Origin of the sequence: Streptomyces sp. MMG1121 (assembly GCF_001280015.1) — a bacterium.
In the GTDB taxonomy this organism is placed as follows: Bacteria; Actinomycetota; Actinomycetes; order Streptomycetales; family Streptomycetaceae; genus Streptomyces.
Window position 1 is genome coordinate 322,679 of sequence record NZ_LGDV01000251.1, and the last position, 18,935, is coordinate 341,613.

Genomic DNA, 18,935 nt, shown 5'->3' on the forward strand with positions numbered 1-18,935 from the left:
CACCGCCGGAGAGGCTCTGCCCTTTTCCCGCCCGGGTCAGCGGCCCATCGTCCGCCGTGTCGTGACCCCGATGACCGCGGCGACGGCGGCCAGCGCGGCCACGCTCGTGAGCGCGGTCGGCAGGGAGAACCAGTCGGCCATGAAGCCGATCGAGGGTGGCCCGAGGAGCATGCCGCCGTAGCCCAGTGTGGAGGCGACGGCGACGCCGGACGGGCCGGTCAGCGCGCCGGCCCGCTCCACGGCGACCGGGAAGAGATTGGCGAGCCCGAGCCCGGTGACGGCGAAGCCGATCAGTGCCGCCCACACGGAGGGCGCGAGGGAGCCGAGCAGCATGCCCGCCGTCGCGACCGTGCCGCCCGTGATCACGGTGCGCGCGCGGCCGAGGCGTTCGAGGAGCGTCGTCCCGGTCGCCCGGCCGATGGTCATGGCCAGCGCGAAACACGAGTACCCGGCGGCCGCCACGCCCGACGACGCCGCGAGGTCCTGCTGGAGGTGGAGAGCGCCCCAGTCGGCCATGGCGCCCTCACCGTAGGCGGTGCACAGCGCGACCAGTCCGAAGACGAGGACCAGCCCACGGCGCCCGCCGCGCCGAGCGCCGTCACGGTCCGGCTCCGCATGCGGCCACGGTCCTCGCTCCGGCGGCGCGGGCGGTTCCTGCCGCAGCAGGGCGCGTCCGGCGACAGCGGTGACGAGCAGCCCGACGAGGGTGAGGCCGAGCAGATGCCGGGTGGGGGAGAGCGCACCGGCGACCAGGCCGCCGAGACCGGCGCCGATCATGCCGCCGAGGCTGAACGCGGCATGGAACGTGGGCATGATGGGCCGCCGCAACGCGGCCACCAGATCGACGGCGGCGCTGTTGAAGGCCACGTTGATGCCGCCGTAGGCAGCGCCGAAGACCAGCAGTACGGCGCCGAGCGCGGGCGCGGAGTGGGTGAGCGGGGGCAGGGCGACGCTCAGCGAGAGCAGCACCGCGCAGACCACGGTGACCGGGTGGCTGCCGTAGCGACGGCACAGCCGACCGGTGAGGGTCATCGTGATCACGGCGCCGGCGGAGACACCGAGGAGCGCCAGGCCCAGATCACTGGCCGAGGCGTTGGTCTGCTCCTTGATGGCGGGAATCCGTACGACCCACCCGGCGAAGATGAACCCGTCCAGGGCGAAGAAGGCGGTGAGGGCGATCCGCAGACGAGAGAGGTCGTGACTGCGACCCGGCACGACGCTGTGCGAGGGGAGTTTGTTTATTAGCGGCACAAAGTCAGGTTAGGGGGAGGTCGAGGGGATGGGCAAGAGCTGCCCCGGGCGCTCGCGCGGGCCCGCGACGCATGGTGTTCACCTTGCGCGACAACCGAAAACGCGCCGTCACCCGCTTCGGTGACAACGGTCTCTCCCGATGGTGCGGCCGCCCTTGACGCGCCGAGACCGCCGCCGGTCTGCCCGCGGATCCGTCGATATGGCCCCGACCTGCGCCGACTTGGGTGTTTTCGCATCATCCGAGACGTCAACACGGCTCGGAGCGTGCCCCGTTCGGGGGTGCTGGCGCGTCTCTGCACGAGGTCTCCGCAAGGAAACAGGCCGGTTAATGCTCGCTCACGAGCTGGTTGCGAGAGGGTGAGCGGGCCATGATGGCCCCATGACGTTGGCCTCGCGCGCGCTCGCGCAACTGGCGATCTGGCCCGACCTGAGTCAGACGATTCCGAGCTGCGGTCTGGGACAGGCGGTGAGTTCGGCCCAGGGCGAGATCGCCCACTTCCACTCGGAGCGCGATGTCGATCTGCGGCTCACCGCGCGGGCCGTCCGGCGGTTCGCCAACGACCTCAAGGACTCGGGCGCGATCAGAATCGTGCCCGGCTCGCAGTGGGTGACCCTGCGGCTCGACGCGGCGAGCGACGTCGACCTGCTGCTGACCCTGGTGAGCGTGGCGCTCCAGGCCCAGCAGAGCTGGCCCGACCCGACCGACCGCCCGCCGATAGGGTGCAACGACCAGCGGGGCGCGGGCTTTGTGAAGGCCGACCTCGGGCGCATCTGAGCTGGTCGGGCGCCGTGTGGTCGGGCCCCGGACACCCGTCTTCGGGCTGGTGTCCGAGCCGTCCGGTGGTCGACGCGGTCAGGATGCGGCCTTCTGCCTGCGAGGCTGGCCCGGTCCCGCGGCCGGATCCCGGGCGTGCTTGCGAAGCCGCCTCGGTGGCTTGCGGGCCCGTCGCGCCTCACGCCGACGGAAACCGGACGCCCGCCTGTGAAGCGGACCTTGCTCGTGTCCGAGTCGCTCGCCCCTCACACCGCCAGAACCCGGACGCCCGCCTCCTCGAAGCGATGTACCGTCTCCTCTGCCACCGCCGTGTCCGTGACCAGCGTGTCCACCAGTTCCGCGCCGCAGATCCGGGCGAAGGCCCGCTGGCCCAGCTTGCTGGAGTCGGCGGCGACCACGACCCGTTCGGCGCGCTCGCACAGGAGGCGGTTGATCGCGGCCTCCGCCTCGTCGTGTGCCGCCGCGCCGTGTGCGACGTCGAAGGCGACGACTCCGAGCACGGCCACGTCGAGCGTGATCTGCCCGAGCACCCCGTCCGCGAGCGGGCCGATGAGTTCGTACGACTGCGGGCGCGCGACCCCGCCCGTCACCACGATCTTGAACTGGGGCCGTACGGCAAGCTCGTTGGCGATGTTGAGCGCGTTGGTCACGATGGTCAGCGCGGGTGAACCGGCGGAGAGGTCGCCGCGTACGGCCAGTGCGCGGGCCACCTCCGTGGTGGTCGTACCGCCGGTCAGTCCCACCGCCTCGCCCGGTGCCAGGAGTTCGGCCACGGCCTTCGCGATGCGCTGCTTCTCGGAGGCGCGGCGGGCCGTCTTGTAGCGCAGCGGGAGTTCGTACGACACCCCGTGCACCACCGCCCCGCCCCGCGTGCGCACCAGCATCTGCTGCTCGGCGAGCTGGTCGAAGTCCCGGCGGATCGTCGCCGCCGACACCGCCAGCTCGGCCGCCGCCTCCTCGACCTCCAGCCGGCCGCGCTCCACGAGCAGTTCCAGCAGCGCCTTCCAGCGGGCGTCCCGGGACATCCGCACCTCCGTTCTCCGGTCGTCCTCCGATCGTTCGCCGATCGTCCTCATGAACCCACGGTGACCCTAGCGCACCCAGTCTGCGCTCGAATGCTTGATTGTGCTCGAAAGCTAGCTATATCTTGCAGGAACAATCAGTCTGGGGAGGGTGTGGGCATGACCCATGTCGAGGACGAGCTGAACAGCCAGCCGGAGTGCTGGATACGGGCGGCCGAGGAGGCGGGGCGGCTCCGGGGCGCGCTGCCGGAGCCGGGGGAGCGGGTCGCGATCGTGGGGTGCGGAACCTCGTACTTCATGGCGCAGGCCGTGGCCGCCCTGCGGGAGGGCGCCGGGCAGGGCGAGAGCGACGCGTTCGCCGCCTCCGAGTTCCCGTACGGGCGGTCGTACGACCGGGTCGTCGCCCTCACCCGCTCCGGTACGACGACCGAAGTGCTGGAACTGCTGGAGAAGGTCAGGGGGCGCACCCGTACCACCGCTGTCACCGCCGACCCCGCCACCCCCGTCATGTCCGCCGCCGACGACCTCGTCGTCCTGGACTTCGCCGACGAACGCTCCGTGGTCCAGACCCGGTTCGCGACCACCGCCCTCACCCTCCTGCGTGCCCATCTCGGCCTGCACGCCGACACCGTCGTCGCCGACGCGCGTACGGCCCTGTCCACTCCTCTTCCCGAACAGCTCGTCTCCTGCACCCAGTTCACGTTCCTGGGCCGCGGCTGGACCGTCGGACTCGCGAACGAGGCCGGGCTGAAGATGCGCGAGGCCTCCCTGTCCTGGACCGAGGCCTACCCGGCGATGGAGTACCGGCACGGCCCGATCAGCATCACCACCGAGGGCACGGCCACCTGGATGCTCGGGCAGGCACCCGAGGGACTCGCCCGACAGGTCGGCGCCACGGGCGGGTGGTGGATCGAGGGCGTTCTCGACCCGCTCGCCGAACTCGTCCGGATCCAGCGGCTCGCGGTCGCCGTCGCCGCCGCCCGCGGCCTGGACCCCGACCAGCCGCGCCATCTGACCCGCTCGGTGATCCTCGCCCCCTGACACCCCGGCCCGCGTCCCGGAAGGACACCAAAAGTGCCCCTCGCGTCCACCGGCGAGCTGGTCGCCCGCGCCGTCGAAGCGCGCTCCGCCGTCGCCGCGTTCAACGTCATCACCCTGGAACACATCGAGGCCGTCATCGCCGGTGCCGAGTCGGCCGGCACACCGGTCGTCCTCCAAGTCAGCGAGAACGCCGTCAAGTTCCGCTACGGACGGCTGCTGCCCCTGGCCCGCGCGGCCGTCGCCGCCGCCGAACGGGCCGCCGTACCCGTCGCGTTGCACCTGGACCACGTACAGAGCGACGATCTGCTGCGCCAGGCACCGGGCGCCGGGTTCAGCTCGGTGATGTACGACGCGGCCCGCCTGCGCTACACCGACAACCTCTCCGCCACCCTGGCCGCCGCCGACTGGGCGCACGCCCAAGGGCTGTGGATCGAGGCCGAGTTGGGGCAGGTCGGCGGCAAGGACGGCAGGCCTCCGCTGGACGCCCACGCGCCCGGCGCGCGCACCGACCCCGACCAGGCCCGCGACTTCGTGGCCCGTACCGGCGTCGACGCGCTCGCCGTCGCCGTCGGCAGTGTGCACGCGATGACCACGCGCACCGCGGGCCTCGACCACGGCCTGCTCACACGGCTGTCGGCAGCCCTCGCCGTCCCGCTCGTCCTGCACGGCTCCTCAGGGGTGCCGGACGGCGGCCTGGTCGAGGCGGTCGCGGGTGGCATCGCCAAGGTCAACGTCGGTACGGCGCTCAATGTGGCCATGACCGGGGCGATCCGGGAGTTCCTCGCCGCCCACCCCGAGGCCGTCGACTCGCGGAAGTACCTGAGCGTGGGGAGGGAGGCGATGACCGAGGAGGTGTGCCGCATCATCGGGGTCCTGGGCCACACCCCGGGCTGACCCGGCGATCCCTTCCGTCGGTCCGTCAGTCCGTCAGTCCTTCTTGACCGCCCGCAACACCACGAACTTCGGGTCGGATGCCACCAGTTCGCTGTTCCCGAACAGCCGCTTCAGCGTCACGTGATAGCCCAGGTGACGGTTGCCGATCACCCACAGCTCGCCGCCCGGCCGCAGCGCCCGCCCGGCCCCGCTGAACATCCGCCACGCCGTCGCGTCGGAGGTCGCCTGGTGGGAGTGGAACGGGGGGTTGTTCAGCACGAGGTCCACGCTGCCGGGTGCCACCCCGGCCAGCCCGTCCCCGACCCGGAACTCCGCGTGCCCGGGCACCCCGTTGGCCTTGTACGTCGCCTCCGCCGAGGCGACCGCCTGGAACGACTCGTCCACGAACAGCACCTCGGCCGCCGGATCCGCCAGCGCCACCGCCGTACCGACGACACCGTTGCCGCAGCCGAGGTCCACGACGCGGCCGGCGCCCGGGCCGGGCAGATGCCGCAGGAGGAAACGCGTGCCGATGTCGAGCCGGTCGGCGCAGAAGACGCCCGCGTGATTGACGACCGTACGCCCGGAGGCCGCCCCGATGCCGTCGGGGAGGGTGTAGCTGTACGGCCACGGGTTCGCGGGCCGCTCCAGCGCCGGGTCGGGGGTGCAGAAGATCAGCCGGGCCTTCTGCCGCGCGAGCGAGGTGCGGGTCGGCCCGAGGATCCGCTCGAACAGCCGGAGCGTGGAGGTGTGGATCTCCTTCACCATGCCGGTGCCGATCACGACCGTGCCCGCGTGCACGGCGGGCGCCAGCCGCAGCAGCTGGTCCTCCAGCAGCGCCAGGCTCTTCGGCACCCGCACCAGCAGCACGTCCACGTGCCCCGGCGGCGGGTCCTGGGTGGTCAGCAGCTGGACGGCACCGGGCCCGACGCCGGCCCGGGCCAGGTTCACCCGGGTCGCCTCCTGGCTCAGGAAGGAGTCGGTGATCTGCGTCGGGTGGTGCTCGGCGAGCGCCGTGGCCAGCGCCCCCCAGCGGTCCCCGACCACCACGACCGTGCCGGTGAGCGGCACCCCCTCCTCGGCGAGGTGGCGCAGCAGGTACGCGTCGGAGGCGTCCCAGGCACGCAGCCGGTCGCGGGGATCCTCGGGGAAGCGGGTCAGCCCGACCTCGCCCCACGGTGTCGTCATACGGTCGCTCATCGTGCGTCCAGGCTAGCGGAGCCGCAGATCAGAGCTGGTGCGGCGGGCCTGCGGCAAGATGGAGCGCGTGGACGCGGAGCTGTTTCCCAGGGAGCGCGCGGAGGTCGCACGGGGCGCCGTGCACGCCCCGGACTGGCTGGCCCCCGAGCGGCAGCGCGAGCTGCTCGCCGCCTGCCGGGACTGGGCGCGGCCCCCGGCCGGACTGCGCACGGTCCGCACCCCGGGCGGCGGCACGATGACCGCCCGGCAGGTCTGCCTGGGCTGGCACTGGGGTGTCGTCCGCAGCTGCCCGGCCTGCGGGCGTGCCGTACGGGACAACCCCGAGTGCCCCGGCCGGCACTGGTACCCGTACGCCTACGCCCGCACGGTCCTCGACGGCGACGGCGCCCCGGTGAAACCGTTCCCGGCCTGGCTCGGCGAGCTGGCCCGCCGGGCGGTGGCCGACGCACTCGGTCCGGCGGCGGTCCCGGCGGTGCCGTACGACATCGCGCTGATCAACTTCTACGGCGGCGACGCCCGCATGGGCATGCACCGCGACGGCGACGAGCGCGCGGACGCACCGGTGGTCTCGCTGAGCCTCGGCGACAGCTGTGTGTTCCGCTTCGGCAACGCCGAGACGCGCACCAGGCCGTACACCGACGTGGAGCTGCGCAGCGGCGATCTGTTCGTCTTCGGCGGGCCCTCCCGGCTCGCCCACCACGGGGTGCCGCGCGTGCGGCCCGGTACGGCACCGCCCTGGCTGGGCCTCGCCGGCCGGCTGAACATCACCCTGCGGGCGAGCGGGCTGTAGCGGGCGGCCGGGGACCACGATTGCGGATCATGGGAGACTCGCTCTCATGAGCGGCGAGGCGGACCCCCGGACGACGGGGGAGAGGACGACCCCGAGGGCGCGGCTGGACCGGGGGCGCGGCGCGCTCGGACCCGCGCTGGAGCTCGTGCACACCGGCCGTGCGCCGACCCGGGCCGTGCTCACCGCCGAACTCGGGGTCACCCGGGCGACGGCGGGGGCGGTGGCCGCCGAGCTGGAGGCGCTCGGGCTGATCCGGGTGGACGCCCGTCCGGGCGCGGCGGCCGGTTCCCAGGGGCGTCCCTCGCACCGGCTGGAGGTCGCCGAGGACGGGCCGGTGGCGCTGGCGGCCCAGGTGCACGCCGACGGTTTCCGGGCCGCGCTGGTCGGCCTCGGCGGGCGGATCGTGGCGACCGCGCCCGGCTGCGAGACCGTCGACGCCGACCCGGCAAAGGTGCTCGGCTCCGTCGTCGAGGCGGGTGCCGAGCTGCTGCGCACGACCGGCCGGCGCTGCGTCGGTGCCGGGCTGGCCGTACCGTCCGCCGTCGCCGAACCCGAGGGCCTCGCCCTCAACCCCCTCCATCTCGCCTGGCCCGTCGGTGCACCGGTCCGGCAGATCTTCGCGGAGTGCGTACGCGCCGCCGGGCTCACCGGCCCCGCGTTCGCCGCCAACGACGTCAACCTCGCCGCGCTCGCCGAACACCGGCACGGCGCCGGCCGGGGCGCCCGGGACCTGCTGTGCGTGGCCACCGGGCACCGGGGTGTGGGTGGCGCCCTGGTCCTCGACGGTCGCCTGCACACCGGCAGTTCGGGCCTCGCCCTGGAAGTCGGCCATCTCACCGTCAACCCGGAGGGCCGCCCCTGCCACTGCGGCAGCCGCGGCTGCCTCGACGTCGAGGCGGACCCGCTGGCGCTGCTCGTCGAGGCGGGCCGCGAACCGGGCCCCGAGATGTCCCTGCTCCAGCAGGCCAACGACCTGCTGCGTACCCACTACGCCGACCCGGCCGTCCGTAGGGCCGCCGAGGCGCTCATCGACCGCCTGGGCCTCGGCCTCGCCGGGCTGGTCAACATCCTCAACCCCGACCGCATCATCCTCGGCGGCCTGCACCGCACCCTCCTGGACGCCGACCCCGGCCGGCTGCGCGCGGTCGTCGCCGACCGCAGCCTGTGGGGCCAGAGCGGCGGCGTGCCGATCCTGCCCTGCACGCTGGACCACAACAGCCTCGTCGGTGCGGCCGAACTGGCCTGGCAGCCGGTCCTGGACGATCCGCTGGGGGCGCTGCGGTGACCGGGGCGGACGAGGAGATCCGCCCCGCTCCGGTGGCGGAGATCCTGCCCGCCGGGCGCATCCGCCTGGTCGAGACGGCGCTGCCGGAGCTGTCGCGGCGGCACCGCGCCGCGATGGACCGCGTGTGGGAGGAGGCGGTACGGGCCAACCCGGCCCTGTTCGACGGACCGGTGGCCGCCCTGACCGGAGTGGAGCGGGACGGGGCCGACGGCCTGGTGCTGTCCTGGGCCCGGACCACCTACCGCCGCCATGCCCTGCGCCGGGTGCCCGGCGCTCCCGTGTGCGCCTCGCTGTTCGTGTCCGTGGTGCAGCCGGCCGAGGACGGTCGCATGGTGGTGGGCCGGATGGCGCCCTCGACCGCGGCTCCGGGCCGCTGGCAGCCGCCCGGCGGAGGCGTCGAACCCCCGGAAGCGGAGGGCGAGTTGGACTTCGCGGCACTGCGCGCGCACGCGGCCCGCGAACTGGCCGAGGAGATCGGCTGCGACACTGTGCCGGCCGCCCTGACGCCGTGGCTGGCCACCCGGGGCGGGCGGGGCGACGTCGGCATCCATTTCACCGCCCCGCCGCGCCCCGCGCAGGAGGTGTACGACCGGTACGCGGAGCTGGTGCGGACCGAGACCGCCCGCGGCAGCGATCCCGAGTTCGACCGGATCGAGCTGATCGCCTCACCTGCCGATCTGGACCGGCTCGAAGGGCCGCACGCCGACTGTCTGCGGCCGGTCGTCGGACGTTACGCCGATGTCTGAGCCGTCGGGCTCCACAGCGCCGCCGCCGGGGGACGCCGCGGATCCGCGCTGCTCTCCGGCACCAGCCGGGGCACCGGGCCCGTGCCGCAGCCGAGGGCGACCGGCGCCAACAGGCCCTCGTGGCCGTCCGGTCCGGACCGGACGAGGGCGCTGCCCGCTCACTTCCAGTCGACCGCGAACGCCCGCCCCGGATGCTCCGTAAGGACCCGGCGCACCAGCTCCGCGCCCAGCGCCGCCTCCAGCCGCGGTCGTACCCGGCGCAGCAGGTACGGCATCCCCGGCCCGCCGTCGACCGAGCGGGCGCCGGCGACCACCGTGTCGCCGCCGAGCAGCAGCCGGTCGCCGAAGCCGGCGTCCGCCAGGTCCCGTACGGCCTGCGGCAACCGCCAGTCGGTGGCGTGATGGGCCCGGGACGGCCCGTCGAAGGCCAGCCAGCAGCCCGACCCGGCGGCCTCCCGCTGCACCACCGGGTCGGGGAAACGGTTCAGATGGCCCAGGATCACCCGGTCACCGGGTACGCCCAACTCGCCGCACAGCAGGTCCAGTACGTCCAGGGCGCCGGTGCCCAGCTCCAGGTGCACGGCGATGGGCGCACCGGTGGCGTGGTGCGCCTCGGCCGCCGCCGTCATCGTCCAACGCGCGTGCGCGTCGAGCGCGTGGAAGCCGCCCGCCACCTTGATCAGACCGGCCCGCACCCCGCTCGTCCCGATGCCGTCGGTCAGCTCGGAGACGAACAGCCCGGCCAGCCGGCCGCGCAGCCGGTCGAGCAACTCCGGTGCGTAGTGGGCGGCTTGGTGCAGGCCGGTGGCGCACACCAGCCGCACACCGGTGGTCCGGGACAGCTCCGGCAGGTCTGCCGCCCGCCGGCCCATGCCGTGCGGGGTCCACTGCACGACGGCCGCTCCGCCCGCCGCCCGGAACGCGGCGAGCTCGGCCCGGGCCGCCCCGGTGTCGTCCAGCTCCTGGCCGGCCAACTGCGGGCTGCTCAGGAAGAGATGGTCATGCGCGTCGCACACGCCCAGCTCCTCGGGCGGGAGGTCGCCGAGGACCGTGCGGACGCGGCTCACCACTGCCGGCCTCGCGGGAGCCGGTCCCGGCCGGGCGCGGACAGGCGCAGCACCTGGAAGACGTCCCCGTCGGCCTTGGGCGTGTCGTGCTCCCAGAGCGAGAAGTGCACCAGCTCCCAGCGGTGCGGATCCACGGCCGCCGCCGCGAGCACCGCCCCGTCCTCGTCGGCAAGCCGCCCGGCCTCGGCGGCGGCGTCCTCCATCAGCCCGGCCAACTCGATCCCCTGCGGGACCGGTTGCCGGCGCCGCACGGCGAACGTGGGCCGCGTACCCCTACCTTCGGCGTAGCCGAGCCCGGCCCACTGCCGTACCTCGGGCCTGCCGAAGTCGTTCACTAGGCCCTGGAAGGCGCCGCCCCACAGGAAGCGGTTCATGCCTTCGACGGTGTTCCACAGATAGAACGGCGCGTACTGGTTCACCGGGGAGCCGTACCGTCCGCGTTCGCGCAACAGGTAGGTCTTGAAGCCGAGGCCGTCCCAGTCGTCGAGCAGATGCCCGATGCGGGCGACCCGGGTGCGGATGGTCTCCGTGTCGTAGTCGGCGGGGAGGGTCAGCTCGTACTGCATGGCGTGCATGGCGAAATCCCTTTCAGGTGAGCCGGTCACCGCTCCTGCACGGCAGTTCGGCGTGCCAGAAGGGAGAGCAGGCCGCGCACGCCCGTGTCGAACGCGGCGGGGGAGCCCGAGGCGCGGGCGAGGACGTAGCCGCCCTGGACGGTCGCGAGGACGGCCGCGCCGATCTCCTCGCCGTCCAGGTCGGGCGCGAACTGCCCCTGCCGCTGGCCCTCTTCGACGATCTCCGCGATCCGCCGCCGGATCCAGGCGATCGTCTCGTCCACCGGCGCGCGCAGTGCGTCGCTGGCGATCACGTCCGGGTCCATCGTCAGCCGGCCGATCGGGCAGCCGCGCAGTACGTCGCGCTCGCGCAGCAGATACGCCTCGATGCGCTCGTACGGCGTGCCCGGCCCGCCCAGGACGCGCTCGGCCGTGGCGCGCAGTTCCTCGGCGGTCCGCTTGATCGCGGTCAGGGCGAGGTCCGGCTTGCCCTTGAAGTGGTGGTACATGCTGCCCTGGCCCGCGCCCGCGCGCTCCAGGATCGCCTTGGGGCTCGTGCCCACGTACCCGCGCTCCCACAGCAGCTCGCGGGTGGACTCGACCAGTCGTTCCGGGGTGCTCATGCCGTCACTGTACATACTACTAGTTACAGCCCGCCAGTCCGCGCGGAGCAGTTCGCCGGCCTCGCCGTACTCCCCGGGAGGTACACACACGGCCGCCGGCCGCACGACGACCCGGACCCCCTGTCGGAGGGAACCTCGACACATCCCGAAGACCGCAGAGGACCGAAGCACACAAGGGAGATGACCGAGATGGAGACCTTGGCGAACTGGAACGGGAACGGTCCCGGCCCGTGGATCCTGTTCTTCCCGCTGATCTGGGCGGCCGTCGTGTTCGGTGCCGTCACGCTGCTGCGGCGCACCGGATGGCGCGGCCGCGGCGGCCCCTGGCGCCCGCTCGACGCCGGCCGCCCGGCCGGTGACTCGCCGCTCGCCGTCCTCGGCCGCCGCTTCGCCTCCGGCGAGATCGACGAGGACGAGTACTGGCGCCGTCTGTCCGTCCTGGAGGAGCAGTTCGGCCGCACGGGCAAGGGCGGAGCCCTATGACCGTGCGACCGCACCGCGGGCCGCCGCGAGCGCGGTGGGCGCGGTGAAGGGCTGCGGCGGTGGCGCCACCGCCGTACTGGCGCCCGCCGGACGTCGCACGGCGATCACGCGCCCCTCGGACTCCTCGGCCGGGTGCTGGTGAAGGCCTCCGAGAGCACGGGCGACACCGCGTTCGCCTTCACCGTGCCACCCGTCCGGACATCCTGCGGGCCGTCGGCGCAGGGTTGCGCACCGACGGCCGGCGCCGCCGTCGTACCGGAGAGGTCACCGCCCGGTCAGCCGGGAACGGCCGACCGGGCGGGAGCCTGCGCCCCGGACACGGCGGAAGCGTGCGCCGGAGCGGGAGCGGCGGCAGCGGCGCCGACGGCGGCTGCGGTGATCACGGGAGCCCCGGCGGCCATGGCTGCCCCGACCGGCACGGGAGATGGGGCGACCGCGGCCGCCCCGGCGGTCACCGGCACCCCGGTCGGCACGGGCGCCGCGACGCTCACGGGCACGGCGGCCGGCACCGGTTCCGTCGGCGCCGGCCGTGCCGCCCGTACCGTACGGCGCGGCGCGCCCGCCTGCTGGATCCGGGCCACGGCCGGAGCGGGCAGCGTGAACCACACGACCTTGCCGTTCTCGCCGTCCGGCCGGGCGCCCCAGCTCTCGCTCACGGCGGCCACCATCGCAAGCCCCCGCCCACAGGTGGCCAGCAGGCCGGCGTCCGGCGCGTCCGCGGTGTCGGCCGGCACCGGCAGCCGCGGGTCGTTGTCGCGCACCGAGACCGTGAGCCGGTCCGGCAGCAGCTCCAGCTCGACCGTGCACGACTTGTCGGGCCTGGCGTGCCGGTGGACGTTGCTCAGCAACTCCGTCACACCGAGCGCGGCACCGTCTATCAACGGGTCCATATGCCAGTAGCGCAACTGCGCAGATACGATTCTGCGGACCTGACCGATCCGCGACGGCAAGGCTTGCAGCTCCACCGTGCAGTGCCTGCTCGGATGACTGGTCACGGCTGCGACTCCCCGATGTAGAGGTCCGGACGGACCGGAAGAACACGGAGAACAACGGATCCAGCAGGGTGCTTGCGTCCAAACGTCCGCCTGCTGTCTTGGCCGGCGGGCTGGTTCGCAGCGTTATCGCCGGTAAACCCAGAGTGACGTGAGAACAGCGTGACAGCGCGGATGTGCTCCCGCAACTCGCCGCGAGGGGCCGCTGTTCGGAGGATGTGACCGGCGTGTCCTCAGCCGCCGCGTCCGGCGGCCCTGCGCACCGCCTCGATGAACCGCCGTGCCGCGGGCGGCCCCGGCTGCCCCGGAGCGGGATCGTGCTCACCCAGCGTCAGCAGGTACCGCTTGCCGTTGAGGTCGGCCAGCGCCCGGTCGTCCGGTGCGAACCAGGGCTTGGACGCCCGTACCGCCTGCACCGGCGCGCTGTCGATCTCGCTGCCGTAGCTGTTGAGCAACTCCAGCCTGCCGTCGTTGATCCGGACCTGTCCGGCCCGGGTGAGTGAACGCAGCCGCTTGCCGATCCGCACGCCCTTGGCCGTGAACTCGGGCTCCGCCATCTCTCGCCGCCCCCTCGCGCGTGTGCTTCCGCGATCCAGTGTGCGCCCCCGGTTCGGGACGATCGGTCCCGTCGCGTGCAGTGTGCCCCGAGGCGGCCGAGAGCACCAGTACACGCGGGGCGCGTGCGACGGGAGCCCGGAGCAGTCCCGCCAATGCGCCCCCGGATGTCCCGTCGAGGTCTCGCACGCCCGTGCCCCAGGCCGGCTTTGGGTGGCTCAAAGATGCGTTTATGCAGGTGGGAAGCGGTGCGAAAGATGCCTATGCTCGACTTGCCGGCCGCGTGAGGCGCCGTCGGCGCCCAGCGTAAGGAGCACCGCCGTGAGCACCACCCACCAGACCCGGACCGGCGCCACCCTCGACGTCGACCGCAGCGACACCGCCTACCGCGACTGGCTGAAAGAAGCCGTGCGCAAGGTCCAGGCCGACGCCAACCGATCGGCGGACACGCACCTGCTCCGCTTCCCGCTGCCCGAGCAGTGGGGCATCGACCTCTATCTGAAGGACGAGTCGACCCACCCCACCGGCAGTCTCAAACACCGCCTCGCCCGTTCCCTGTTCCTCTACGGCCTCTGCAATGGCTGGATCCGCCCCGACCGCCCGGTGATCGAGGCGTCCAGCGGCTCGACCGCCGTCTCCGAGGCCTACTTCGCCAAGCTGATCGGCGTGCCCTTCATCGCGGTCATGCCGCGCACGACGAGCGCCGAGAAGTGCCGCCTCATCGAGTTCCACGGCGGCCGATGTCACTTCGTGGACGACTCCCGGAAGATGTACGAGGAGTCCGCCCGGCTCGCGGTGGAGACCGGCGGCCACTACATGGACCAGTTCACCTACGCCGAGCGGGCCACGGACTGGCGCGGCAACAACAACATCGCCGAATCCATCTTCCGCCAGCTGGAGTTGGAGCGGTTCCCGGAACCGGCGTGGATCGTCGCCACGGCGGGCACCGGCGGCACCTCCGCGACGCTGGCCCGCTACGTCCACTACATGCAGTACGACACCCGCGTCTGCGTGGCCGACCCGGACAACTCCTGCTTCTTCGAGGGCTGGACCACCGGCGATCCGGACGTCACCTGCGACTGCGGCTCCCGGATCGAGGGCATCGGCCGTCCGCGCATGGAGCCGAGCTTCGTGCCCGGCGCGATCGACCGGATGATGAAGGTCCCGGACGCGGCCAGCGTCGCCGCCGTACGCGCCCTGGAGCGGGCCATCGGCCGCAAGGCGGGCGGCTCCACGGGCACCGGGCTGTGGAGCGCGCTGAAGATCGTCTCCGAGATGGTGGCCGAGGGCCGCACCGGCAGCGTCGTCACCCTGCTGTGCGATCCGGGCGACCGCTATCTCGACAAGTACTACTCCGACGCCTGGCTCGCCGGGCAGGGGTTGGACATCACGCCGTACACGACGGCGATCGAGACCCTGCTGACGACGGGTGTGTGGCCGCACTGAGCCCGCGGGCGGGTCAGCCCAGGTGCCGGTCCAGCGCCGCGACCGCCTTGCGGACGGCCTGGCCGACGCCCGGCCGGATGAGCCCGCACACCAGGCGGAAGGGGGCCGTGCCGTCGAGGGCGAAGGTCATCCGCACCCGGGTTCCCGCACCGGCCGGAGTCAGCCGCCACTCCTCGATCCAGGCACGGGCGCCCGGTGCGTTCGTCGCGTCGACCCGGTAGGCGTACACCTCGGGTGCCTTCGCCACCAGCACCGTCTCCTGGAAGTGGATCCCGCCCCGCAGCCGTACCTCACGCCCGCCTTCGGTCGGCCGGGCGGCGGCCACCGACGAGAACCACTGCGGCCAGCCGGGCACGTCCTCGGCGAGGGCCCGGAAGACCGTCTCCGGTGCGGCGGCCATGTCCCGGGTGAACACGAACCGTACCGGCGCGCTGTCGACGAAATCCGGCCCGACCGGGCGCAGACGCTGCGGCATGACGGCCAACCCCCTCGTGAAGTCCCCTCCGGAAGCGGGGCGTTGACGGGCAGCCTAGTTGACGCACCGTCAGATGTCGTCGTCCGCTTCGGGTTCGCCCGCCACGATCAGCCGCGCCAGATGCTCCGAGACCTCCGCGCGCGCCTCGGCCGGCAGCCCCGCGTCCGTGACGAGCGTGTCCACCTGCTCCAGCGCCGCGAACGAACTGAGACCCACCGTGCCCCACTTGGTGTGGTCGGCGACCACCACGACCCGGCGCGCGGAGTGCACCAGCCGCCGGTTGGTCTCGGCCTCCGCCAGGTTCGGCGTCGACAGTCCCGCCTCGACCGATATGCCGTGCACACCCAGGAAGAGCAGGTCGAAGTGGAGGGCGGCGATCGCCTGGTCCGCGACCGGCCCCACCAGCGAGTCCGACGGCGTGCGCACCCCGCCGGTCAGCACCACCGTGGCCGCGCCCTGTCGCTGACCCGAGGTGCGCTGCGCCGTGTGGAAGACGTCCGCGACCCGCACCGAGTTCGTCACCACGGTCAGGTCGGGCACCTCCAGCAGGTGCTGCGCGAGCGCGTACGTCGTCGTTCCGCCGGACAGGGCGATCGCCGTGCCCGGGGTGACCAGCCGGGCGGCGGCCCGCGCGATGTCCTCCTTGGCAGTCAGCTCCAGACCCGACTTGGCTTCGAAGCCGGGCTCGTGGGTGCTGGCCTCGACCACCGGCACCGCGCCGCCGTGCACCTTCTCCAGCATGCCCTGGCGGGCGAGCGAGTCCAGGTCGCGGCGCACGGTCATGTCCGACACGCCGAGCTTGCGGGTCAGCTCGTTGACCCGCACCCCGCCCCGGCGCCGGACCTCGTCCAGGATCAGGGCGCGGCGCTGCTCCGCGAGGAGGTTCTGATTCTCACTCACGTACGCTCCGGTCCTTTCGCCGCCAACCGTCCGACCCGCCCGGCGCACCGGCTCCGACCAGGAGACTCCGTACGACCGGAGGTGCGCGGGCGTCCCATCTTTTCACGGGTCGGTACCGGTTGCGCCACCCACCTGTCACAACGCGCACATGCCACTCGGGGCGCGGCGAGCACGCCCGATGTCACACGGATCGAGGAGATTCCGTGACGAACCGTGCACGGCCCGGCTGGAGTGGAGATCCTGAACCGCGCAGCGACACAGGCCTTCAGGCGCGTCACGGGGGTGCGAGGACAGTGGAACGGGCGCGGGACCGCTCCGCCGGGCAGCCGGACGGACTCACGGAGCCGACCACCGACCGGGCGGACACGAGCGCCCCGCCGGAGCCCGAGCTGGAGCTCCTCGTGCACGGCGTCGGCGGCACGACGCCCGAGAAGATGCTCGGCGACCCCCGCACGGTCCGGGTCACCGGTGACGACACGGCCGCCGTGTTCCGGCGCGCGGTGGACACCGAGCCAGGCGAGGGACCGCGAGCCGAGCCGGTGCGGGAGGCGTACGTCTGGTGCAATCTGACCTCCGGCGACAGCAGCCGCGCCCTGTGGCTGTTACTGCTGCCGTTCATGGTGGTCAACCTCGCCCACTGGATGCGCCCCGCCACGGCGGGCCGGCCGCGCGCCGTCCGCCTCTACGGCCTCCTCGTCCGGCTGACCGCCCTCACCCTGACGCTGCTGCTGGTGGCCGCCGCCTGCGAGGTGGCCCTGGATCTGGTGGCCTGGCAGTGCGCCGGCGTCCACGACTGCGCCCGTCGCCACTCCTGGCTGACCTTCTCGACCGCCTCCGCCTCCGGGGCGAACGGCGGCTGGTGGAGCCTGCCCGGCCGCCGGCTCGCGCTCGCCGCGCTCGTACCGGCCGCGCTGACCGCCCTGCTCTGGTACCTCTCGCACCGCACCTGGAGCGCGTACGAGTCGCACCGGCCGATGTCCCGCGAACCCGAGCCGAAGACCGACGGCAGCGCGCTCGCCACGCCCGGCTTCTGGTACGGACGCCGGCTCGTGGCCCGGCTGCGCGCGGCGCACACCGCCGCGGGCCTGCTGACCGTGGCCGCCGCCGTCGCGACCCCGGCGGCCCGCTTCGACCACCGGCCGGGCGGCCCTGCGGCCCTGAACGCCCTGAGCTGGCTGCTGCTCGCGGCCCTGCTGGCCTGGGCGGCAGCGGCGGTGGGCGTGGTCTGCCGCCGGGGGCGCAGCGAGAACCGCCTCGACCAGCGGCTCGACCGGCACCTCGTACGCCGGCTCCCGCTCGGCGCGCTCGGCCTGCTGCTGCTCACCGCGCTCTACGCCGGCTGGTCCCGGCCCGGCTGGCACTCCACCGGGCGGCTGCCGGGCGACCCGGCCTTCGGCGCCCTGATGCTGGCCCAGGGGCTGCTCGTCGTCGCCCTCGCCGTCGTGGCCCGGGACCTGCACCGCCGCGCCCCCGACCGACGGGCCGGGATGCGGGGCCTCGGCGGACCGGCCGTCGCGCTGCTCGCCTGTGCGCTGGGCGGGGTGATGTCCGGCGGGGTGGCGCAGCGCGTCGGCGGCTGGCTGGACGGCACCGGCGCCCTGCCCGCCGGGCCGCCCGTGCTGCTGACCTGGCAGGCGTCCACGATCCCGCCGGTCCTCGCGGTCCTGCTGCTCCTCGCCGCCCGGCTCGGGTTCGCCGCCGCGCGAATCGCCCGCACCGAACGCGCCCGCGTCCGCCACGAGCACCCCGGCGAACCAGAGGACCAGGACCGCACCCGCACCATCGCCCACGTCCGGGCCATGGCCACCCTCACCGACCGGGCGCCTCTCGCCGTCGCGGTGCTCACCGCCACCACCCTCGTGCTCGGCGCCCTGGCTCTCGCCGGAGCCATGGCCACCGGCAAGACGCCCGACGGAGCGGCCCGCCGCACCTACGACGCCCTCGAGGCCGCCGCCGAGACCTCCCAGGCACTGGGCTCCTGGCTGGTCGGATTCGGCTTCCTGCTGTTCGTGACCTGGGGCCGGCGCGCCTACAAGGACGCCTCGGCGCGGCGCACCATCGGCATCCTCTGGGACGTCGGCACCTTCTGGCCGCGCGCCGCCCACCCCTTCGCGCCGCCCTGCTACGCCGAGCGTGCCGTACCGGACCTGACCTGGCGGATGGCGACCTGGACACAGCGCACCGGCGGCCGCCTGGTCCTCTCCGGCCACTCCCAGGGCAGCGTCCTGGCCGCGGCCGCCGCCTGGCAGCTGACCCCGTCGGCACGCAAACGGATCGCCCTGCTGACCTACGGCTCCCCACTGGAACGTCTCTACGGCCGCTGGTTCCCGGCCCACTTCGGACCGCCCGCGCTCGCCGCCCTGCACCACGACGTGGCCTGCTGGCGCAACCTCTACCGCCGCACCGACCCCATCGGCGGCCCCGTCCGCGTCTCCGACGACACCACCCCCGACGTCGACCACGCCCCCCTGCGGGACCCCCTCGCCTACGGCCGCACGCCCGAACATCCCCTCCCGGCGCCCATCCTCGGCCACTCCGACTACCAGGCGGACCCGGTCTTCGCCCGGGAACGCGCCCGCCTGCTGAGCCGGTTGCGCCCGGAGCTGCCGGAGCAGCGCCCGGAGCCGGGAGACTCCCGGGGCAGGGCCGGTTAGACCGAGTGCTGTACTACTCGACGACGATCCCGCCCGAGTGCCGTACTGCCGCGTTGTGGCCGGTGGGCACCACGTTCGGGCCGTTGACGGTCTCTGCGCCGTGGGCCGTCAGGAGCGCGTGCGGCCCGTCCGGGTCGTCCGCGGAGAGCCGGGCGAGCGTCACCGGCGACCTCATTCCCGTTCCTCCAGCAGCTTGTGCGGCT

General features: G+C 73.6%; 19 protein-coding genes and 1 pseudogene. 9 read left to right on the top strand and 11 right to left on the bottom strand.

From position 1 onward, the window contains the following. Positions 1-36: 36 nt before the first annotated feature. Complete coding sequence (locus ADK64_RS39955) at positions 37-1,215, bottom strand: MFS transporter (RefSeq protein WP_053667007.1); 1,179 nt, start codon at positions 1,213-1,215, stop codon at positions 37-39. 415 nt (positions 1,216-1,630) lie between these two features. Here ADK64_RS39955 and ADK64_RS39960 point away from each other — a divergent pair, with 415 nt between their 5' ends. Beyond that, a complete protein-coding gene (locus tag ADK64_RS39960) occupies positions 1,631-2,026 on the top strand; it encodes a luciferase family protein (RefSeq protein WP_159046460.1) in 396 nt (131 codons plus the stop codon). 245 nt (positions 2,027-2,271) lie between these two features. On the opposite strand, the gene ADK64_RS39965 is transcribed toward ADK64_RS39960, so the two are convergent. After that, positions 2,272-3,051 carry a DeoR/GlpR family DNA-binding transcription regulator gene (locus ADK64_RS39965; RefSeq protein ID WP_053667008.1) on the bottom strand — a complete coding sequence of 260 codons (780 nt, stop codon included), beginning with the start codon at positions 3,049-3,051 and terminating at the stop codon, positions 2,272-2,274. A gap of 156 nt (positions 3,052-3,207) precedes the next feature. Here ADK64_RS39965 and ADK64_RS39970 point away from each other — a divergent pair, with 156 nt between their 5' ends. Next, the gene (locus tag ADK64_RS39970; RefSeq protein WP_053667009.1) at positions 3,208-4,089 is read left to right on the top strand and encodes an SIS domain-containing protein; all 882 of its coding nucleotides are present in this window, start codon (positions 3,208-3,210) and stop codon (positions 4,087-4,089) included. A 33-nt stretch (positions 4,090-4,122) separates the two neighbouring features. Further along, positions 4,123-4,983 carry a class II fructose-bisphosphate aldolase gene (locus ADK64_RS39975; protein WP_053667010.1) on the top strand — a complete coding sequence of 287 codons (861 nt, stop codon included), beginning with the start codon at positions 4,123-4,125 and terminating at the stop codon, positions 4,981-4,983. 33 nt (positions 4,984-5,016) lie between these two features. On the opposite strand, the gene ADK64_RS39980 is transcribed toward ADK64_RS39975, so the two are convergent. Further along, positions 5,017-6,150 (bottom strand): methyltransferase, encoded by a 1,134-nt coding sequence (locus ADK64_RS39980; RefSeq protein WP_053667011.1) that lies wholly within the window; start codon positions 6,148-6,150, stop codon positions 5,017-5,019. Between the two features lie 79 nt (positions 6,151-6,229). Here ADK64_RS39980 and ADK64_RS39985 point away from each other — a divergent pair, with 79 nt between their 5' ends. Genes ADK64_RS39985 through ADK64_RS39995 form a run of 3 tightly spaced genes read left to right on the top strand, consistent with a single transcriptional unit; the run spans position 6,230 to position 8,983 of the window. Beyond that, a complete protein-coding gene (locus ADK64_RS39985; protein WP_053667194.1) occupies positions 6,230-6,952 on the top strand; it encodes an alpha-ketoglutarate-dependent dioxygenase AlkB family protein in 723 nt (240 codons plus the stop codon). A 46-nt stretch (positions 6,953-6,998) separates the two neighbouring features. Next, positions 6,999-8,237 (top strand): ROK family protein, encoded by a 1,239-nt coding sequence (locus tag ADK64_RS39990; protein ID WP_053667012.1) that lies wholly within the window; start codon positions 6,999-7,001, stop codon positions 8,235-8,237. Continuing rightward, positions 8,234-8,983: an NUDIX domain-containing protein gene (locus ADK64_RS39995; RefSeq protein WP_234384909.1), complete on the top strand. Its 750-nt coding sequence runs from the start codon at positions 8,234-8,236 to the stop codon at positions 8,981-8,983. The genes ADK64_RS39990 and ADK64_RS39995 overlap by 4 nt, the downstream gene beginning before the upstream one ends. 158 nt (positions 8,984-9,141) lie before the next feature. Here ADK64_RS39995 and ADK64_RS40000 read toward each other — a convergent pair whose 3' ends face one another. From ADK64_RS40000 to ADK64_RS40010, 3 genes are read right to left on the bottom strand one after another with little or no spacing between them, the layout of a single operon-like run. Continuing rightward, positions 9,142-10,050, bottom strand: a complete 909-nt coding sequence (locus ADK64_RS40000; RefSeq protein WP_053667198.1) for a phosphotriesterase family protein — start codon at positions 10,048-10,050, stop codon at positions 9,142-9,144. Next, entirely contained in the window at positions 10,047-10,625 is a 579-nt protein-coding gene (locus ADK64_RS40005) for a DUF4865 family protein (RefSeq protein WP_053667013.1), read from the bottom strand. Before ADK64_RS40005 ends, ADK64_RS40000 begins: the two co-directional genes overlap by 4 nt. A gap of 26 nt (positions 10,626-10,651) precedes the next feature. After that, positions 10,652-11,242: a TetR/AcrR family transcriptional regulator gene (locus tag ADK64_RS40010; protein ID WP_053667014.1), complete on the bottom strand. Its 591-nt coding sequence runs from the start codon at positions 11,240-11,242 to the stop codon at positions 10,652-10,654. Between the two features lie 174 nt (positions 11,243-11,416). Here ADK64_RS40010 and ADK64_RS40015 point away from each other — a divergent pair, with 174 nt between their 5' ends. Next, on the top strand, positions 11,417-11,710 hold the full coding sequence (locus tag ADK64_RS40015) for an SHOCT domain-containing protein (protein WP_053667200.1): 294 nt from the start codon (positions 11,417-11,419) through the stop codon (positions 11,708-11,710). 532 nt (positions 11,711-12,242) lie between these two features. Here the strand turns inward: ADK64_RS40015 and ADK64_RS49400 are convergent. Together ADK64_RS49400 and ADK64_RS40025 are read right to left on the bottom strand one after the other, a co-directional pair. Then, positions 12,243-12,705 (bottom strand): annotated as a pseudogene (locus ADK64_RS49400) (ATP-binding protein); the annotation flags it as partial. A 230-nt stretch (positions 12,706-12,935) separates the two neighbouring features. Further along, positions 12,936-13,259, bottom strand: a complete 324-nt coding sequence (locus ADK64_RS40025) for a hypothetical protein (protein ID WP_053667016.1) — start codon at positions 13,257-13,259, stop codon at positions 12,936-12,938. Between the two features lie 319 nt (positions 13,260-13,578). Here ADK64_RS40025 and ADK64_RS40030 point away from each other — a divergent pair, with 319 nt between their 5' ends. After that, a complete protein-coding gene (locus ADK64_RS40030) occupies positions 13,579-14,703 on the top strand; it encodes a PLP-dependent cysteine synthase family protein (protein ID WP_053667017.1) in 1,125 nt (374 codons plus the stop codon). 13 nt (positions 14,704-14,716) lie between these two features. Here the strand turns inward: ADK64_RS40030 and ADK64_RS40035 are convergent, their stop codons facing one another. Continuing rightward, positions 14,717-15,178, bottom strand: a complete 462-nt coding sequence (locus ADK64_RS40035; protein WP_053667018.1) for an SRPBCC family protein — start codon at positions 15,176-15,178, stop codon at positions 14,717-14,719. 69 nt (positions 15,179-15,247) lie between these two features. Further along, complete coding sequence (locus ADK64_RS40040) at positions 15,248-16,078, bottom strand: DeoR/GlpR family DNA-binding transcription regulator (protein WP_053667019.1); 831 nt, start codon at positions 16,076-16,078, stop codon at positions 15,248-15,250. Positions 16,079-16,371: 293 nt separating this feature from the next. Between ADK64_RS40040 and ADK64_RS40045 the strand changes: the two genes are divergently transcribed. Next, positions 16,372-18,732 carry a hypothetical protein gene (locus tag ADK64_RS40045; protein ID WP_053667020.1) on the top strand — a complete coding sequence of 787 codons (2,361 nt, stop codon included), beginning with the start codon at positions 16,372-16,374 and terminating at the stop codon, positions 18,730-18,732. A 13-nt stretch (positions 18,733-18,745) separates the two neighbouring features. Here the strand turns inward: ADK64_RS40045 and ADK64_RS46440 are convergent, their stop codons facing one another. Further along, complete coding sequence (locus ADK64_RS46440; RefSeq protein ID WP_159046461.1) at positions 18,746-18,907, bottom strand: hypothetical protein; 162 nt, start codon at positions 18,905-18,907, stop codon at positions 18,746-18,748. Positions 18,908-18,935: the final 28 nt, after the last annotated feature.

Excerpts from the sequence above, each read along its gene's own strand:
- ADK64_RS39960 (WP_159046460.1), top strand. The coding sequence starts at position 1,631 with ATGACGTTGGCCTCGCGCGCGCTCGCGCAACTGGCGATCTGGCCCGAC.
- ADK64_RS39965 (WP_053667008.1), bottom strand. The coding sequence starts at position 3,051 with ATGTCCCGGGACGCCCGCTGGAAGGCGCTGCTGGAACTGCTCGTGGAG.
- ADK64_RS39970 (WP_053667009.1), top strand. The coding sequence starts at position 3,208 with ATGACCCATGTCGAGGACGAGCTGAACAGCCAGCCGGAGTGCTGGATA.
- ADK64_RS39980 (WP_053667011.1), bottom strand. The coding sequence starts at position 6,150 with ATGACGACACCGTGGGGCGAGGTCGGGCTGACCCGCTTCCCCGAGGAT.
- ADK64_RS39990 (WP_053667012.1), top strand. The coding sequence starts at position 6,999 with ATGAGCGGCGAGGCGGACCCCCGGACGACGGGGGAGAGGACGACCCCG.
- ADK64_RS40005 (WP_053667013.1), bottom strand. The coding sequence starts at position 10,625 with ATGCACGCCATGCAGTACGAGCTGACCCTCCCCGCCGACTACGACACG.
- ADK64_RS40010 (WP_053667014.1), bottom strand. The coding sequence starts at position 11,242 with ATGTACAGTGACGGCATGAGCACCCCGGAACGACTGGTCGAGTCCACC.
- ADK64_RS40015 (WP_053667200.1), top strand. The coding sequence starts at position 11,417 with ATGGAGACCTTGGCGAACTGGAACGGGAACGGTCCCGGCCCGTGGATC.
- ADK64_RS40025 (WP_053667016.1), bottom strand. The coding sequence starts at position 13,259 with ATGGCGGAGCCCGAGTTCACGGCCAAGGGCGTGCGGATCGGCAAGCGG.
- ADK64_RS40035 (WP_053667018.1), bottom strand. The coding sequence starts at position 15,178 with ATGCCGCAGCGTCTGCGCCCGGTCGGGCCGGATTTCGTCGACAGCGCG.
- ADK64_RS46440 (WP_159046461.1), bottom strand. The coding sequence starts at position 18,907 with ATGAGGTCGCCGGTGACGCTCGCCCGGCTCTCCGCGGACGACCCGGAC.